Consider the following 17,623-nt stretch of genomic DNA (forward strand, 5'->3'; position numbering starts at 1 on the left):
CGACCCACCCGACCCACCCGGCCCGCCCGGTCCACCAGGCTCCCGCCCCCTCGGGCACCCCGGCACCGCCGACGGCCGCCGCCCCCGACGCGGTCGAGCAGGTCCTCGGCATGATCAACCAGGCGCGAGCCGCCCACGGCCTGCCGCCTTACTCCCTCACCGCCGGCCTCAACCGCAGCGCGACCCGTCACAACACCGCCATGGACAACGGGTGCGGCCTGTCCCACCAGTGCCCCGGCGAGGCGCCGTTGGGAGACCGGGAGACCGCCGCAGGCGTCCACTGGGGAGCCGCGGGCGAGAACATAGGCCGGGCCTCGGCGGGACCGGACGCCCGGCAGATCGCCACCGCCGCCGTCGGCCTCACCCAGGCCATGCTCGACGAGAAGCCGCCCAACGACGGCCACCGCCAGAACATCCTCAGCAGTGCCTTCACCCACATCGGCATCGCCGTCCACCGGAACCCCAACGGCACCGTCTGGCTCACCCAAGACTTCTCCGACTGAACCCCACCGAGCGGGCCCCCTCCGGCACCCGGGCCCGCAGCCCTCGGCCGGCGTCCGCCCGCCCTTCCGCGAGCCCTCCGCCGGCTGGGTGCGTGGCTACCGCGCGCCCTTCAGCAATCACTTGAGTGGCCGCATCGCCCGGGGCCAGCGCGCTGGGTGAGCGCGGAAACGCCACCGACCCGCTGACCGGCCGCGCCGCGCCCCACGGAGGTCCGCACCCGCCCCCGCGTTCGTCCCCCGGACAGAACGCGCGGGGCCCCGCCGCCAGGGGCCAGAGGCCGCCGGCCTCCCCCTGGACCGCGCCGCCCTGATCGCCGAGGCCGGCCCTACCGCCCAGCCCTCCAGGCGTACTTCGGCGTCAGCCGAAACGCCTTCCTCAACGCCCGGAATCAGGCCGAGGCCGCCGCCCCCTCGTCGACGCCCTGACCGGCGACCACCCTGCCTTCCGCATCCAGACCCCGCAGTGGGCCCGCGACTTCACCGGCACCAAGCTCACCGACGTCGACGGGTCGGCCGTCCAGGCGCTCACGCGCCCCTGGGCCCGCTGACCAACGGGCAAAGGGATGCCCCTCCCACCGGGACCGGGGGATTCGGGCACCCGCCGCAGGACGCGGAGCAGGACGGAGCGCAGCACGTCGGACGCGGAGCAGGACGGAGCGCAGCACGTCGGCGCCGCACCGCCGCACCCCGCCGATGTGCGGCGCCCCGTGCACGCCCCACCGCGACGCCGGTTTGACGTCCACCTGCCGCCGCAGAAGACCGACGGCGGATCGAGAGGAAATTCCCGGCTTTCTGTTATGCGGGGCGGCCTGGCGGGTTCTCCCAGGTGTAACTCCCCCCACGCGCACAGAAAGGCTCAACGCCATGCGCCATAAACGACCGACGCGTCGGCGTGCCGCAGCGCTCGCGCTGACCACGGCACTCCTTGCCGCGCTCACCGCGGCCCTGGTGCCCACCACCGTGCAGGCGGCCACCGCCCCGCCCGCCACCATCCCCGCCGTACAGAAGTGGAGCGCCGGCTCCGGCAGTTACCGCTTCACCGGCACCTCGCGCGTCATCGCCCGCACCGCCTCCCTCCGAAACACCGCCGAACTGCTCGCGGGCGACCTACGGTCAGTCACCGGACACGCGGTGGCGGTGGCCACCGGCACACCGGCGCCTGGAGACATCGTTCTCACCCGTGGCTCCTACGGGGCCGAGAGCTACCGAATGGCCATCGGCAGCACCGCCACGATCTCCGGCACCCCGACCGGCGTCTTCTACGGCACCCAGACCCTGCTCCAGATGCTGAAGCAGCACCTCGAACTCCCCCAGGGCACCGTGAACGACGCCCCGACCCGCCCCGAACGGGGCGTCATGGTCGACGTCGCCCGCAAGTACTACTCCCTCGGCTGGCTGCGGAACCTGGTACGCGAGCTGGGTTACCTCAAGTACAACCGGCTCCACCTGCACCTGACCGACGACCAGGCGTTCCGCCTGGAAAGCAGCACGCTCCCCGAGGCCGTCTCCGCCCAGCACTACACCAAGCAGCAGATCCGCGACCTCGTCGCCTACGCGGCGCAGTACCGGGTCACCATCGTGCCCGAAATTGACATGCCCGGGCACATGACCCAGATCCTCAACGGGCACCGGAGCCTGAGCCTGCTGAGGAACAACGGCTCCCGCGTCCTGGACCTGTCCCAGGACACAGCGGCGTTCAAACTGACCGGCGATCTGATAAACGAGTACCTGCCGCTCTTCCCGGGGCGGTACTGGCAGCTCGGCTCCGACGAATGGCTGACCACCGCCGAACTGTCGCAGTGGCCCGCGCTGCAGACCAGGGCGCGGGAGTTGTTCGGGCCCGACGCCACCGGCCGCGACCTGGAGTACGACTTCATCAACAAGGCGAACAAGCTGGTGCGCGGAGCCGGCAAGACCTTGCGCGTCTGGAACGACCAGCTGGTGCCCGGCACCGTCGTCCAGGTCGACCCCAGCGTCCAGGTCGCCGACTGGTTCGGCTCCACCGACATGACCCCGCAGGACCTCGCCAAGCAGGGCCACGACCTGATCAACGCCAACTGGAACGTCCTGTACTACATCATCGGCGGCAACCCCCCGAACGCCCGGACGATCTACGAGTCCTTCGCCCCGAACCAGTTCCCCCTCGGCTCGGGCAGCACCACCGTCTCCGACTCCGACCCCCATCTCCTCGGCACCCAGCTGAGCCTGTGGGGTGAACCCGGCCAGGACGAGCCCGAGGGCAGCGTCGCCAACAACCTCAAAGCGCCCCTGCGCTCCCTGATCCAGAACACCTGGGGCTCGCCCAAGGTCGCCGGCTCCTACAGCGGCTTCCAGGCCGTCATCGACACCGTCGGCGATGCCCCCACCGGCGGCAGCGCGGCTCCCCGCCCCGGTGGCGCGAGGGCGTCGTCGTAGGCGAGGACCTACCAGTCGCACACGCCCGCGAACAGGGGTGACGGCGATCCTTCCACCTTCAACCAGTCCGGCAGCGCCGCGGCCGGCGGGGCCTGGATCCGGTGACCCCTGGGCCGGGTAAGGCGAGACCGGCGACGAGTTGCCGCTCACCGGCGCCGCAGGGATCTTCCCGGGCCACCCGAACGATCGAACTGACGGCCGATCAGACCGCCCCCGGATCCGGCAACGGGGCCGGCCCGTATCGGGCCGGCCCCGTTTGTCCTGCCTGCGTGCTGGATCACCGCACCGACACCACGGCCGGCGTCACACGTTGAACCGAAATGTCGGAGGCTGCGCTATGACCTGCGGGAACGCCCCGTCGTAGGGTCCGATCCCGCACGTATCCAGCGGTCGGTGATCGCCGCCGCGCGCGGCTCACAGAGCGCCATCGGGCGGTAACCGACGGGGGATCAGGCGGTCCTCCGAGGCGTCGTCCGGCTCACAGACCGTGCTCGTCCATCAGGCGCATCAGGTTCCGCTTGCGTTTGTGGGCGGTACGCAAAGCGGTGACGTAAGCGGTGAGCTCCTCGGGCGACCCCAGCCGACGGTGGCAGTCCCGGATGCTCAGCAGCAGACTGACCAGCTGCTCGTAGACCGCGTTGCCGGTCTGCCCGGTCAGCGGCTCGGCCAGACGCAGGTAGACGCCGAGTGCGTCGGCCGGGCGGGTGGCACGGGCCTGGTCGGCGAGGGCGAGCCACTGCCCGTCGTGGGCGCCGGTCTCGGTGGCGGCCTGCCAGGCGGCGTCGACGTCCTTGTCGTCGAGCAGGGCGTCGACCAGGACGGGACCGCCGTACCGCCATTGCCGCCGCCCCGCGTCGGCGCGCAGCAGGGCCAGCGCGCCCTCGCGCTCGGCCGACCAGCAGTCCGCGGCCCGGGCAGCGGCACGCAGCTGCTGGTAGGTGAGCAGGGTGCGGCGGGCGCCGAAGTGGTCGCGGCGTAGGGCGACGGCGTCGGCGAGTCGACCAGCCTGCGTGTAGCGGTCGCAGAGGTGGTCGACGAGGGCGGTGTCGACGGCAGCGAGGTCCCCGGCCTCCCGGACGCCGCGTTCCGCCCAGTGCAGGGCATCGCCGGGGCGTCGGGCGAGGTCCAGCTCGCGGGCGATGACCAGGTGTGTGTGTGGCCGTCCGGTGCGAGGTCGGCCGCATGCACCGCAATCACCGCATCGACGTCGCCTCCCTTCTTGGCCAGACGCTCCATCAGGTCCTTCTCCGCCCAGCCACGGCGGTTCCCCTGCCACGCCTCGATCGCCAGCTTCCGCAGGGCGGCCATCCCCGCTGCGCCGAGAACATCCTCGTAGTCGAGTGGATCGATGTCGGTGAGGCCTTCGTCCGCCTCGCCGAGTACATGGCCGATGAGCCAGCCCGCGAGCTCTCCCGGGTCGGGGCGCGCCGCACGGCACGCGTCGAGATGAGCGTCGGCGAGGTCGGCGCCCACCTGGCCGAACCAGCCGTCGGAGTCGTCGACGCTCTCCGCCGCCTGGGCCAGCAGCTTCATCGCCTCCCGCGCCAGGACGACCGCGTCGGCCGCCCGTCCGGAGCCGGTCAGCGCACCGATCGCCGACACCGCCTGCCCGGCCTGATCCGCGTAGGCGCGGGCATCGGCGTACTCGACGTACCCGTACTGTGCGAACGAGCCGACGTCGAGCAGTTCACGGACACGGGCCACGACCGCGGCGAGATCCCCGCGGTCGCTCGCGGCCCGCAGCTCCAGGCGGTGCCGCAACTTCCGGTCCTCGCCGAGCCGTTCCCGCAACACAGCGAGCAACTCGTCCTTGGACAAGGCGGTCAACCACGCTTCGAGGTGCTGTGCCCGATCCCGCGCCGCCTTCCGCTGCCGCGGCAGGCTCCCCGAGTGAGCGAGCACCGTCAGGCCGAGGGCAACCAGATGCTTGCAGAAATTGCCCTCACGGCCATACGGACAGTCGCACGCGCCGGACAGCCCGCCAGCCCCTTCCAAGGACAGTTCCACTTCGTACCGTTCCGTGCCGTGGACGCTGGCGGTGATCCATCCGTCACCGACCTCGACCCCGGACACCGCATCCAGGTATCCGCGCCCGCGCTCGAAGGAACGGACACCCGCCAACATCTTGAGGTTTGTCTCGGTGAGGCCGCGCATGGTCTCCGTCGCCCTGCTCCTGCTGCTGTCCCTTACGGCCGCCAGCTCAGGACTGACGGTCAGTCCGATCAGAAGGTCCACGGAATTTCCGCAAAGGCTGTGGCCGTACCGCGGGCTGGGTGCCGGGCAGGAGGTGGCAGGTGCTTCTCCGGCGGCCGGACCGGCCCGCCACACCGCCGCGAACTGCAGAAGCGCCCCTTGCGAGGGCAGCAAGGGCCAGCTGAGGAGGCAACCGGCTTCCTCTGGCTACCCTCGTGACTCCCTGTACTTGTTGATCTCTTCCTGGGCTGCCGCCACGCTCCCGTGCTGGAAGGCCAGTCGACCGGCCGGTGCCGCCAACTCCACCCGTAGCACGCGAGGGTCACCGTTCGCCGCAAACAGTGCGCAGTCGACTCGCGGTGTCGCCGGCCCTGTACTGGCACCGGTGTCGTCGATCCTGGCCTGCGCCGCTGCCAACGTGATGTCCAGTTCGAAGCCCTCGAAGCCCGCCGCCTGCAAGCGACCACGCAGCTCCGTGATCACGCGCAGCGTGACGTCCGCCAAGGCGCCGTCCCGCAGCGGGTATTCCAGATCAAGCGGCTCCCTACCGAACCCAGTCTTCTCCCGCACATGCAGCCGGAGTATGTCCGTTCTCAGTACCGAGTGGCGATCCAGGATGAAGACCAGGACCATGGCCGTCTTCACAGCGTCGGCAACGGTGTCTTCCTCTCCCATGGGGGGCAGCAGCCATTCCCGCTTCTCCTCTGCCACACGTTCCGGACGCTGCCCCTGAAGCAGCGCGGTGATGCCCTCCGCCGGTGAAGCACCGAGGAGCCATGAGCCACCGTGATCGACGGAGAAGAGACGAGCCTGCTCGTCGACGGCGAGCAGAGCATCGGAGTCGGTGCGGCCGAAGGGAAACAGTTCGACGCCCAGCGCCTCACTCAACCCGGCAAGCGTGCTGTGGGTGTACCGGCCGAGACGGGGATCCACTGTGCATCCCGTGGCGGCCACCTGCAGACCGGGCACCGTGGGCCGGAAAGTCAATCCGTGAAACTCGCGAACGCTCTGTTCTGCGGCCGGAAAGAGCACCCATCGCCCAGGGCCGGACCGCGCGACCGTGCTTACGGTCTCCAATATCGCGAGCATCCCGTCGTTGCCGGTATCCCTACCGGGTTGCCATCCTGCGGTGTGAAGCACGCACCTGTCATCAGTCACGGCCCATGATCCTCACGCCGAGTTCGTCAAGCAGCGCGGTGCAAGAACGGCAGGGCAGCGTCGGTTGCCCATGCTCTGGATCACCGGGCTCACGGATGAGCCGCGAGAGGATTACGGCATTCGTGAAGTGCGGTGCTGCGACTTCCAGCGTGACATGGCTACCGCCTGGCCGCTCCTTATCCAAACGCCACAACTGGTCTGAGACAAGCGCCGATTCGGCACAGTAACCCATGAATGGTTCGCGCAACTGCACGGGCAGAAAGCGCAGGAAGCGGTCGACCGCTGGATGCAGATTGGGTTCCCCGCTACCTGCAAGATTGGTCTGACTGAGCACCATGTCGTTAATGAGCAGGGATGACGCGACACCCGGTACCGGGCTAGACAAAGAAATCCTCCGCATCCTGCAGACGGCTACCTTCCAGACGCTTGGCAAACGCCTCGATCGGCCGCTCGGCCACGAAGTACGAACCCGTTTCGTGCAGGTAAAATACTCGCTCCGAGTCGTCCATCAGCACGATGCCGAATTCTCGCGTTTCGTAAGCCACAGGAAAAACCGGCCTGCCAAGATTTTGACTCAGCTCGACTATGTCTTCGGCATCGTCGTCGTACCCGAATGTTGGGGTCACGACCATCTTGATCTCGGGACTTCGAGGGTAGGGGAGTTCGAGGTTGCCGTACTCACGCACAAAAGCTGTCGCACACGGCAGCGGAGCAATATGCACGCCTTGGTCCGCGAAATCTCGTATCCTGTCCGCAACGAGCCGGTCGGCCTCCTCGCCAATGTCCCGGCCGAGGAACCAGCCGTGCTCCGCCAGCCAAGATCTGACTTCTTCTTCTCCGATCACGGTTTCTACCACTCCCTCGAGCGCCTACCTAGCCTCTATGTGGGATGATACCGAGTCGCGGCAGCATCCGCTTACAGGAGTCACAGGGTGGCTTGTAATCCCCGTGCCCCTCGATTAGTTCACCACCCCTCTTCCTGTCCCCGATGTTGTTTGTGTGCATCACTCCTCCTGCCAGTTCCCTCTTCAGGGCTTCCTCGCTGGTCAAACGTGTACCGTCAGGATCCAAGCCCCTCAACCGGTCAGATATCAGGGCCACTTCGGCACACTTTCCGTGCCCCGCACTGATATTGCCCTCTCGCTCAATGTCGTCCAGCATCTTCTTGAGTTCAGGGTGGACATCGATGGCAACACGTCCCCCAAATTTGGTGGAACTTGTATGCCCCGTGATCACGCCGTTATGCAAGAAACTTCCGGCGCATCCATTCTTAATGCGATATGCACCCGGCGTCTCGACACCTGACTGTCCCGGCGGCGCATTGTGCGCATCGTCTGCTAGTCGCCGCGACTCTTCCTCAAGCTGCCTGAGCCTCTGGTCGTGATTGAGTCCACTCACGTCCAGGGCACGACCATGGTGGTTTTTCATCCCCCATGCGCTTTTCCCGTGCCATGGAGGGTTGATGGGTTGCCCCTGCGGGGCATCGCTCCCACCCGGCGGCCGACTGCCGGAGCCTCCCGCTCCCTTCCCCCCACCCTGCCCTCTGCCACCACCTGCAGCCCCGCCAGTTCCCGGAGCCTTCGACCCCTTGGCAGCGTTCTTCCCAAGGCCCTTGAAGTGGTCGGCGAGACCCTTGTCGTTGTCGTGGTGGTTCTTGGCCATCTGCTTGATGCCGCGGGTCATGTTGTCGTCGAGGTGCTTGGCGGTCTTCTTGACGCCGTCTTCGATGCCTTCGATGACCTTGTCGAGCACCGTGTTGGCCGCATCGGCAATGGCGTCCTTGCCACGAGTACGGCCGTGGTGGCTCTTGGCCCTTCCGATCTTGCCGCCGGCCTTGTTCCGGAAGGTACCGCCCGCACTCTCCAAACTCGTCACGGCGCGGTCGTGCTCATCGGCGTCGAAACTGAACCCGCCACTGCCTCCGGCTCCAGCATCGCTTCCCCCACCACTGCCGCCGGCGCTGAGAAGTTCCATGGGGTTGTCCGCTGCCGATTTCGCGGCACCCTTGGCTTTTTGCACGCCCTGGGCGAAACCTTCCTTGCCCGCCTTGGCGGTCTGACCCAGGTCCACGCCATCCTTGACACCAAAGGCGTTGGCGCCGAGCTGGACGACCAGGTCACCCACCATCGCGCCCAGGGCCTCCTCGACCGGAGTGAGGGCGATGCTGACGACCTGCTCGGCAACCTGCTGACAAACCTCTTTGAACAGCCGCTTGAGGATCATGCGGGTCGCCTGCGTCGCACCCATTGCGCCCAGTTCCGACAGCCCGAGGGTGAAGGGGGCCGCGGCCTGGGCGGCGATCACCTCCGCGGCGAGTATGCCCAGCTGGACCAGCGCGCCGATCTTCGCACCCTCGATGAGGAGCGCTACGCCGTCCATCGCGGTGCCCGCCATTCGACCGCAGTCGGCAAGGCCCTTGAGGTGTTTGCTGTTGATCTTGCCCCAGTGGCTGTTGAGCGCTTCCACGGCGAGAGAGCCGCCGGCCGAGCTCACCAGACTCTGGATGGCGGTGTGTGCTTCGTCGGCGCCTTCATCAATGTCATCGGCGAACTCCCGCATGGCGTTGGCCATTTCGCGATAGTCGTCCTCGTCGACGTTCGGCCACGAGACACCGATCAGGTCAAGTAACTCATCCGCCCACCCAGGCAGCACAACACCCATGCGAACCCATCCCCCATGAACCGTAAGTCAGATGATCACACATTCCCATCTGGGTGGAGACTCCCTCAAGTCGGAAGTGAGCCTGCCGCACGTCGGCATCGTCGAAGGGTGCGTCTGCGCTGATGGCGCCGCAAGCGCGGATTGAACCGCTCGCGCACTGAGCGAGCTGCGGCACTACTTCCAGCATGACGTCGTTTCATTCGGTGAGCCGTCAGCAAGCGAGGAGGGCCACGGCGATCGAAGGCGCCGAAGTGGGTCGGCTTGCGCTCGCAGCGGAGGTGTCGGCATCGGCAGTCGGCCAGTCAAGGCACCACTCGCTGCAACCATGCAGCAGTGTTGCCCCTGAGGTGTGATGACTCGTCGCCTCGCTGGCGGTGCAGACGCCTCTGCCGGCACCCGGGCTGGTGCCACCGCTTATAGGGGCAGCAGCTGTTTCGGTCAGTCGGCGCGGGGCCGCCACGTCAGTGCGCGTCGTGCGGCTGTGGAACCACCCGCAGCCGTTGCGGCTGCGGCCAGGAGGCCCGTTGCTGTCAGGACGGCCGTGATGAGGTCCCAGGACAGGGTTGCTCCGCTTTCTCCTCCGGTCACGGGCTGGACCAGGACGACGTGAACGAACGCGCCGACGGCACCAGCGCCCAGAAGCGGGACCCCGAGGCACCAGAACGCCGTCGTGTGGAAGACCTGACTGCGTCCGGTGAGCACGGTGATTGGGGCCAGTGTCTGCGCGTACCGCAGAAATTCCGAGAGGGCGGCGAGTGCCATGGCGGTGAGCAGAACGAGCGTGCCGATGGTGCCGAGGAAGGGAATCCAGCGTGACTGATAGCCGACGGTGAAGGATTTGGCTCCGTCTTCTGCCACCGGCTCGGTGAGTGCCTTCACGCTCAGGTGCAGGTGGGCGGCACGTTTGACGGCCGGGATATCCATGGGCTTGTCGAGGTCGGTGAAGACGACGGCCTGGAGACCTTCGGCACGGTTGATGGCGCTGACGGGACCGGTGCGCACCGCAGCGGGAGTCTGGCCGAACGTCTGGTAGCCGGAGACTCTGAGGCGCTTGTCGAGTTCCCCGTACGGCACTGTGGCCTCTTGTCCAGCGGGAGGGCAGGGGAGCCGGAGGGCACGGAGGTCGCTGCACGGCGCTTGGAGGACTCGACTGGCGCTGGAACCGTCGGGCTGGATGTTTCCGGTGCCGATGGCGACCGTGTGCGCCCCTTCGGGAAGTGCGGCGGTGAAGGCGTCGGTGAGCCGGATCGCTGACGTTTGTACGAGCGCCATGCTCCGGCCCTGCGCGGAGTTCAGCTGTTCCTCGTCTCCGGAGCGGGCGAACAGCAGGCTGGTGATGATCTGGGTCTGTCCGATGACGCCGATGGCGATGATCATTGCGGCCACCAGACGGACCACCATGCCCGGTCGGGCCGCAGTGGTGCGGGCGGCGATCAGGCGCGCCGGGGCGCCACTGTGGTGGGGCGACTTCGCTGCCCGCCTGCTGATCCGCGACGCGGCCCAGCCGATCACCCAGGGAAGCGTCACCCATGCGCCGACGACCGCGAACAGATAAGCCGCCGCGGAGCGTTGCGCACCGAAGGACCTCGACGTCAGAGCCAGGACGAGGAAGGCGGGACAGGACCCGAGCGCCAGAAGTCGCAGCAGACCGCTGCCTGCCGCACGGGGTCTTGTCGATGCCCCTTTACGCGCGGCGGCAGGACGCAACAAGAGGATCAGTGCGAGCATCCCCAGGGCGGAGACGGCCACGGCAGCCGCCAGCGTCGCGCCCACGCGACGCAGGTCCGTGGCGTACAGGGTGTAGTCGATCCACGGCAGTTGGACATCGACAAGGAGGAACGGAACGGTGAACAGGGCTGCGAGAGCGGCGCCGATGCACACAGGCCGGACCGCGGCCCCGATGTCCATCCAGGCGCGTGCCGCCCGGCCGGCACCGAGAGTGTGCAGCAGCGCATCCCGACGGTCCCGTCCCGCAGCGCCCATCCTGGCCGCTGCTGCCGCCAGCCCCAGAGCCGGAAGTCCCAGCAGTACGCCGATGACAGCCATCATGGATGACTGAGGGCCGACGATCCGCAGGTCGCCGAAGACCGGGCCGGGGCCTCCGTACCCGGTGATCCCCTCCATCCGTGCTGTGCCCAGCATCGCCGTGGTGGGACGCACGTAGGCCAGCCGTTCGCCCGGTGATGCCAGCCCCTCGGCGGAGACGGTGCCGACGGTGGTGCCGTACCGGTGGGTGAAGTCCTCACTGGCGGGCCCCTCGGCCAGCGCCGGCGACAAGAACACCTCACCGGGGGCCGGCCAGCGCGCGAGGCCGGGCGGCAACGGCGCATCCTTGGTCAAGGGGGCGATGACCACCACGGTGAACTGGCGCCCTTGATAGCTGTCCCAGTACCGGCTCCACAGCGCCGATGCCTGGTGCCCGTGATCCGCGAGGGTGGGTACGCGCGCCGCGCCGCGCTGCTCGCGCCCCTCCCACGTCGCAGCGGTCGCGACCAGCGAGCACAGCGTGACGGCGACGACCGCGGTGCCGGCCAACAGCGCCCAGAACCGGGCCCGGCCGCCTTCGGCGGTCCGCCCGGCTGCCCGGCCGATGCGGAGCATGTGGTGGATCTGGCCACGCTTCATCGCGCACCTGCCAGGGCCCCTTGTTCCAGCTGCATGACCCGGTCGGCCCGGTTTGCCACAGCGGGGTCGTGGGTGACGACGAGCAGCCCGCACCCGCGGGCGGCGGGTACGGCGAACAGCGTGTCTGCCACATGGTCACGCGATGCCTCGTCAAGTGCACCGGTCGGCTCGTCCGCCAGGAGCAGCGCGGGGCTACCGATCAGCGCCCGGGCCACGGCCACTCGTTGGCGTTCACCGCCTGACAGCTCACTGGTGGCGGTGTCAGTGACGGGCACACCAAGTTCATCCAGAAGTTTGCGGCTCTCGCCATAGGCACGGTCGCGATCCGTGCCGTCCAGCAGAGCGGCCAACGCCACATTCTCCACCGGAGAGAGTTCGGGCAGCAATTCCCCGAACTGGAAGACCATCCCCATGTGCTTCCTGCGGTGCTCTGCCAGGCGACGACCTCGCAAAGTGACGACATCAATTCCAGCGACCATGACTGAGCCGGCATCAGGGCGAACAAGCCCCAGAAGGATGGAAAGGAGTGTGCTCTTCCCGGAACCTGAAGGGCCCATGACCGCGACGGACTCGCCTGCGCTCACGGAAAGTTCGAGCCCGTCGAGCAGGCGTCGGCCCCCGACCTCATACCTCAGCTCGCGGACTTCAAGGGGCAACGCATCCGACACGCCATCTGCCTTTCAGGAGAAGAGAATCAGCAATGCGCTGCCCGGGCGAAGAGCGTCCCGGGCAGCGCGATGTCACAGCGGACCGTTATGACTTAGTGGTCGTCGCTCCACCAGTTGGAACAGTCGTCCGGCCACTTGTCGATTTCGGTACAGACTCGCATGTCCCACACCTTGCCACCCTGATTGCTGTACACCTTGGTGCCCTGTCCACTGTGATTCCACAGCGTGTACAACTCAGTGCTCGGGTTGTTGCGGTTGTACTCAGCCTTGACGGAGTTGCCGTCTCCCTTGGTGTCCTGCAGGCCGACCTGAGACCCGCCTGCCGTCCGCCACGAATGCGCACCTGACGTGTACCGGTCCATGTCCGCGAAGGCGGTGGTGGACCCTGCTGCTATGGCAACCCCCGCGATCACCACGGCTGCCCGTGACGCTAATCTGCCGGCTCTCTTCATGGAACTTCTCCCGTTGTCGCGCAGCCGCCCGTCGGCCTCTGCCGGCGGGCGATGAACGCTGACGATCTTTACAGTCGGCAAAGGCAGTATAAAGTCACATTCTGGCCATTGCGTTTACAGAGTGGCCGTTCCCGCCTGGATTCGAACCTAGTTCCTGCGTAGACCACTAAGCGGAATTAAGCACTCCCGCATAGACATCCACACCGACCGTGCCGAGGCTGCCCCGCGCAAGGGCGCACCTCGCATTTCCAAGATCTCCGAGGGACTTCTCTGTCCCATACACCGCAAGGGGGCTCTGATCCTTCGCGGGACTCACGCCATCACTTGAAGCAATCATTCCGTTCATCTGCCGGTCGCGGCAGGTCTCGAGACATTCGGCCTGAATGAGAGGTCGTTGGGTTCGGGGAGGTAACGGCGGGTGGTGAAGGCCGCGGCTGCGCCGCCGAAGGCAAGGCTGTGTCCTGGCTTGCAGGAGCCGCATCGCGAGCTTGAACGGTTGGAATCCGCCAACCGCCGTTTGCTCGCCCCCTCAGGGGGCGCCCGAGCTGGCCTCTGCCTGTTCCAGAAGGAGGTCCGCACGGACGAGGTCCTCAGGGGTGTCCACTGCAAGGCCGGCGTCGACCACGGGCAGCATCTGCACGTTGCGCGAATGCTCGATGAAGCGCAGCATCTCGACGCCCTCGGCACGTTCGAGCGGTCCCTGGCTCAGGTTCCGGAATATCTCCAGCCCCTCGGCCGTGAACGCGTACAGCCCGAGCTGACGGAGGTAGGCAGGGTATTGACCCCGCGGGTACGGGACCGGCGGGCGGGAGAACATCAGCGCATTGTTGTCCGCGCTGACCACGCCCTCTCCTACGCCCCGGGACGCCGCTCGACGCGCCTGCGCGATCTGAGGGCTTTCGGCGCGCGGCATCTCGCCCCTGCACGCACACGCCACCTCGGTCTTTCTCCTGCCCCACGCCGAAGCCGTGATCCGGGTCAGCCGGGACGAACAGCCCACCTCGATTCAACGAGCCATCGACCTCACCCGCTGGCTGGCCGGCCAGGGACTTGAGGTCACCGAACCACTCGCCGTATCGCAGCCCTTGGACATTCACGGATACGTGATCACCCTGTGGCGGCACTACCCGCAGCCCGATGGACCGCCCCCCGGCCCGGAACACCTTGGCCGTCTGCTCTCGGACGCATACGGCTACGACCTCGCGGACTGGCAAGGGCTCTCGGTGCTCACCGAGCTGCGAGACCTCCACACGCTCGGCTCATTCATCCGCCGCGCCGACCAGGGCGACCGTGAGGCAGCTGTCCAGCTCGCCTTCCGACTGGACACTCTGAAAAGCGGCGACCGCACGAAGAGCTGGGCCATTCACTGACCACCAATCCAGGCGTGCACGGAGCCGGAGGCTGAGCCGGAAGATCCAAAAGGTGATCTTTTGAGGGGAGGGGTCTCCCGGGGAACCCGTCGGCACCCTCCCTGGGCCGACTGCTGGTTGATTCCTCCATGAGCGACTTCATCGCCCAGCACTCCCGCCACAGCGTGCTGACCCGCGTCGACAAGCCCGAGGCGCTGCGGGAGGCCCTGACGGCTAAGGGCATCACGACCGAGGCGCTGCCCGACGGACGGATCGAAGCCATGGAAGTGACGGTCGAAGAGGTAGGCCGCATCGCGCAGGCGCAACAGATCGCCGTCTACGAAATGGCTGCGCAGTCCGCATCGTTGGAAGAGGCGTTCATGCAACTGACCTCGCAGCAGACCGAGTACCGGGCCAGGAAGAAGGTGCAGCGGTGAACCATGTCATCCGATCAGAGTGGATCAAGCTGAGCAGCTTGCGGACACACGTCTGGTCGCTCCCGGTTTACGTCGTCATCTGCCTGGCGATCAGCGGTCTGATGGGCTACACCAGTCGGCACAGCAAGGGCATTGACCCGGTCGCTCTGGGGTTCTCCGGCCTACAGAGCGGCATGATCCTCATGGTCATGCTCGGGGTCTTGGCCGTTACGCACGAATACTCCTCCGGCACGATCAAGAGTTCACTGCTCGCTGTGCCGAAACGGAGTGTGTACTACGCGGGGAAGCTCGCAACCATCCTGCTGGTGACCGTCGTACTGTCGGTGCTCACCGCCGTGGTGAGCTTTTTCTTCGTGCAAGGCATCCTCGGTAACTCCGGCATCGCAGTGGACGTCGGGATCATGGGTCGTTTTCTCGGCGCAGCCCTCTACACGATGCTGCTGGTGGCCTTCTCCATGGGCCTGGCGACGGTGCTGCGGTCCGGCACAGTCACACTCGGCCTGCTGGTGCCGATGTTCTTCATGCTGTCGACGATCCTGAACAACATTCCTGCGACGCGCGCAGTAGCCCAATTTCTTCCCGACATGGCCGGGGCCTTGATCCTCAGAAGGACCCTCCCCCCCGCACACAGTGCTCAACGGCGGAACGGGATTGGCAGTCCTGGCCGCGTGGGCCGTGGTGACGGTGACCGCCGGATACGTCGCGCTCGCCCGACGCGACGCCTGACCCGAGGATGATCCAGTCAAGAAAGAGAAGCAGTCCCGGAACTTAGGGCCTGGGAAGTTCAACCCGGAGTACGGGAAGGGGAGGTCTCGTGGGGGAAGCGGAGCGATCATTCAGTTTTCGCCACAGCGCTGCAATCGCCGCAGCCAAGGACGCTTCCAAGGCATCCGGCGCCAAGGACGCGGCCATTGCCGCCCGCAATGCCGCAGCCAAGGCCCGCAGCGCGGCAAAGGCCGCCGACTATGCCGCCACCGCCTCGGCCCAGGCCGCGAGCGCCGGGTCCGCAGCCGCGTCGGCAGCCCGTAATGCAGCCGCTGCCGCGAACGCTTCCGCCGCAGCGGCCGCCTCCGCAGGCAAGGCGCAGGCCCAGGCAGCGGAAGCCAAGCGACAGGCACGGATCGCGAGCTCCAACGCCTCCATCGCCACCAATGCTGCTGGCACAGCGCAGGCTTTGGCGAACACAGCAGCGAAGGCAGCCCGTACCGCACGCGACGCTGCGAACAGCGCGGCCGACCACGCGGAGAAGTCCGCGGAGGCCGCCGAATGGGCTGCCAAGTACGCGGGCCAGGCCGTCGAGTACGCGAAGAAGTCCTCCGAGTTCGCCAACGAAGCCACCAAGGCCGCCAACACCGCCACTGACGCCGTCAACCAGGCGATAGAGGTGGAGAAGCAGGCCCGAGAGGCCGAGTGGCAGCGCCTGGACGAGGACAGGAAGCAGGCGATGGAAGAGGCCCGCCTGCTCGCGGAGATCGAAGAGCAGGAAAGGGCGGACCTCGCCGAGAGACGTACGCAGTCCGAGCAGGCCGACAAGGCCACCAAGGACCTCATCTCCAAGGCCGAGTCAGCGCTGAAGGCGGGCGACACGGGACTCGCCGCCACCCTCGGGCGCAAGGCGGCCATCGCCCTGATGGACTCCCGCGGCGGCTGGTCGCGCGAGGCCGCACGGTTCGCCCTGTCCCGCACGGACGCGGACATCCATGCCTGGATCGACACCGACCGGCAGATCGCGCAGAGGCAGGACGACCGAGAGACCGTCCTGTACATCGCTCAGACCTCCGCCCCGGACGTTGCCGATGCCGCGGCCAAGGCGCTGGAGAGCGACGCCCCGGACGCCGCCACGAAGTTCCTCGACACCGGCGTCATCGAGGCCGCTGCGACGGACAACCGCGTCGCGGTCTCCCTCGTTCTGGCGAACCACCCCGGCAGCGCGGTGAAAAAGGCAGCGAACGACGCGATGAACGCCGGAACCGCCAAGGCCCTCTACGAATTCCTCAGCACCGGATATGAGTCGGCACAGCGGGAGGACGACGCGGTCGCTGCCGCCACCCTCATCGCCACGGCAGGCCCGTACACCAAAGCCCACGCCCAGGCCGCGCTGGAAGGCCCGGCGTGGATGCGCCGCACTTTCTTGCCTCGGTCCAGTTCAAGACCGCACAGCTCGATCACGACGCCGCCAGCCACATCGCCGGCATCCAAGGCGCCATCGCCGCCGCTGCGAAGATCGCGCACAAGGCGCAGGAGGATGCCGCGCGTGCCCAGGAGGCGGCGGCGAGAGCCCGCGACGCAGCCACAGACGCAGTGAAGTGGGCGGATAAGGCGAAGAATTCCGCCCAGCAGGCCGCCCAGTCCGCGAAGCAGGCGGACGCGAACGCGGACGCCGCCGAGAAGTCGGCCAAGGACGCACAAGCCTCGGCCGACAGGGCGAAGCAGGCAGCCGCCACCGCCCGTACGGCCGCGCGTTCGGCGAACTACTCAGCCAACCGCGCTGTGGATGCCGCGCGCCGCGCGGTGTCCTCCGCCAACTCGGCTCAGGTGTCGGCCTCTTCCGCGCGCAGCTCTGCAATCCAGGCCGGCAAGGACGCGAAGACGGCGGCCAACGCCGCAACCCAAGCGCACCAAATCGCCACCGTCAAACGGCAGGCAGAAGCAGCAGCGGCGGCCAGGAAAGCCGCCGAGGAAGCGCATAAGGCCAAGACAGCCGGCAAGAATCCAGCCGACACGCCCGAAAACGACACGGTCAAGCTGCTCAAGGACATCTACCGATGGTGGAAGGGGGAGATGCGATGGCTGGCGGACGTTACCAACTGGGCCAGCATCGGAACCGGATTCATCTCGGCCCTCCTCGGCGTCGGCGGCCTGGCGGTCGGCGTGTTCTTTCCACCAGCCGTTCCCTTCGTGGAAGCTGCCGCCACCGGGTTCGGGTACGCCTCACTCGCCTTTGCCGGACTGAACACGCTGTACACCGGAGCCGGGTACGGTTTCACGAGTGGCGAGTTCAAGTCATCCTTGGCAAGCACCGCGCTAGGAGTGCTCACCTTCGGCCAGTCCAAGTGGATCGGCGCTCTCGGCGGCACTAAGGTCGCCACGAAGATCACGCAGTTCGGACACGATCTCATATCACCGGTTACCGGCCTGTTGGGATCTCTTGGATTCTGAATA

General features: G+C 67.3%; 15 protein-coding genes and 1 pseudogene. 7 read left to right on the plus strand and 9 right to left on the minus strand.

The features are described 5' to 3' along the window. On the plus strand, positions 1 to 503 hold a 503-nt coding region (locus MUU72_RS32080), incomplete at its 5' end, for a CAP domain-containing protein (protein ID WP_248016967.1). 864 nt (positions 504 to 1,367) lie between these two features. After that, the gene (locus tag MUU72_RS32085; RefSeq protein ID WP_248016968.1) at positions 1,368 to 2,918 is read left to right on the plus strand and encodes a beta-N-acetylhexosaminidase; all 1,551 of its coding nucleotides are present in this window, start codon (positions 1,368 to 1,370) and stop codon (positions 2,916 to 2,918) included. A gap of 478 nt (positions 2,919 to 3,396) precedes the next feature. Here MUU72_RS32085 and MUU72_RS32090 read toward each other — a convergent pair. The 9 genes and pseudogenes from MUU72_RS32090 to MUU72_RS32130 all read right to left on the minus strand — a co-directional run bounded on the left by MUU72_RS32090 (position 3,397) and on the right by MUU72_RS32130 (position 13,519). Next, positions 3,397 to 5,072 (minus strand): annotated as a pseudogene (locus MUU72_RS32090) (SWIM zinc finger family protein). Between the two features lie 246 nt (positions 5,073 to 5,318). Further along, positions 5,319 to 6,269, minus strand: a complete 951-nt coding sequence (locus MUU72_RS32095) for an SUKH-3 domain-containing protein (RefSeq protein WP_248016969.1) — start codon at positions 6,267 to 6,269, stop codon at positions 5,319 to 5,321. Then, complete coding sequence (locus tag MUU72_RS32100; protein ID WP_248016970.1) at positions 6,262 to 6,606, minus strand: YwqJ-related putative deaminase; 345 nt, start codon at positions 6,604 to 6,606, stop codon at positions 6,262 to 6,264. The genes MUU72_RS32095 and MUU72_RS32100 overlap by 8 nt, the downstream gene beginning before the upstream one ends. 40 nt (positions 6,607 to 6,646) lie before the next feature. Then, positions 6,647 to 7,114: an SUKH-3 domain-containing protein gene (locus MUU72_RS32105; RefSeq protein WP_248016971.1), complete on the minus strand. Its 468-nt coding sequence runs from the start codon at positions 7,112 to 7,114 to the stop codon at positions 6,647 to 6,649. A 28-nt stretch (positions 7,115 to 7,142) separates the two neighbouring features. Further along, positions 7,143 to 8,930 (minus strand): WXG100-like domain-containing protein, encoded by a 1,788-nt coding sequence (locus MUU72_RS32110; protein ID WP_248016972.1) that lies wholly within the window; start codon positions 8,928 to 8,930, stop codon positions 7,143 to 7,145. Between the two features lie 438 nt (positions 8,931 to 9,368). Further along, positions 9,369 to 11,555, minus strand: coding sequence for a hypothetical protein (locus MUU72_RS32115; RefSeq protein WP_248016973.1), 2,187 nt, complete (start codon positions 11,553 to 11,555; stop codon positions 9,369 to 9,371). Further along, a complete protein-coding gene (locus tag MUU72_RS32120; protein ID WP_248016974.1) occupies positions 11,552 to 12,223 on the minus strand; it encodes an ABC transporter ATP-binding protein in 672 nt (223 codons plus the stop codon). The genes MUU72_RS32115 and MUU72_RS32120 overlap by 4 nt, the downstream gene beginning before the upstream one ends. Before the next feature lie 92 nt (positions 12,224 to 12,315). Next, positions 12,316 to 12,756, minus strand: coding sequence for a hypothetical protein (locus tag MUU72_RS32125; protein WP_248016975.1), 441 nt, complete (start codon positions 12,754 to 12,756; stop codon positions 12,316 to 12,318). A 448-nt stretch (positions 12,757 to 13,204) separates the two neighbouring features. Then, a complete protein-coding gene (locus MUU72_RS32130; RefSeq protein ID WP_248016976.1) occupies positions 13,205 to 13,519 on the minus strand; it encodes a glycosyltransferase family protein in 315 nt (104 codons plus the stop codon). 124 nt (positions 13,520 to 13,643) lie between these two features. On the opposite strand from MUU72_RS32130, the gene MUU72_RS32135 reads away from it, so the two are divergent. The 5 genes from MUU72_RS32135 to MUU72_RS32155 all read left to right on the plus strand — a co-directional run bounded on the left by MUU72_RS32135 (position 13,644) and on the right by MUU72_RS32155 (position 17,620). Then, entirely contained in the window at positions 13,644 to 14,045 is a 402-nt protein-coding gene (locus MUU72_RS32135; protein WP_248016977.1) for a hypothetical protein, read from the plus strand. Positions 14,046 to 14,173: 128 nt separating this feature from the next. Next, complete coding sequence (locus tag MUU72_RS32140; protein WP_248016978.1) at positions 14,174 to 14,461, plus strand: DUF8746 domain-containing protein; 288 nt, start codon at positions 14,174 to 14,176, stop codon at positions 14,459 to 14,461. Then, on the plus strand, positions 14,458 to 15,198 hold the full coding sequence (locus tag MUU72_RS32145; protein WP_248016979.1) for an ABC transporter permease: 741 nt from the start codon (positions 14,458 to 14,460) through the stop codon (positions 15,196 to 15,198). Before MUU72_RS32140 ends, MUU72_RS32145 begins: the two co-directional genes overlap by 4 nt. Positions 15,199 to 15,275: 77 nt before the next feature. Continuing rightward, a complete protein-coding gene (locus tag MUU72_RS35755) occupies positions 15,276 to 16,766 on the plus strand; it encodes an ALF repeat-containing protein (RefSeq protein ID WP_248016980.1) in 1,491 nt (496 codons plus the stop codon). Continuing rightward, the gene (locus tag MUU72_RS32155) at positions 16,763 to 17,620 is read left to right on the plus strand and encodes a hypothetical protein (RefSeq protein ID WP_248016981.1); all 858 of its coding nucleotides are present in this window, start codon (positions 16,763 to 16,765) and stop codon (positions 17,618 to 17,620) included. Before MUU72_RS35755 ends, MUU72_RS32155 begins: the two co-directional genes overlap by 4 nt. Positions 17,621 to 17,623 lie beyond the last annotated feature (3 nt).

It is taken from the genome of Streptomyces rhizoryzae (genome assembly GCF_023155275.1).
In the GTDB taxonomy this organism is placed as follows: domain Bacteria; phylum Actinomycetota; class Actinomycetes; order Streptomycetales; family Streptomycetaceae; genus Streptomyces; species Streptomyces rhizoryzae.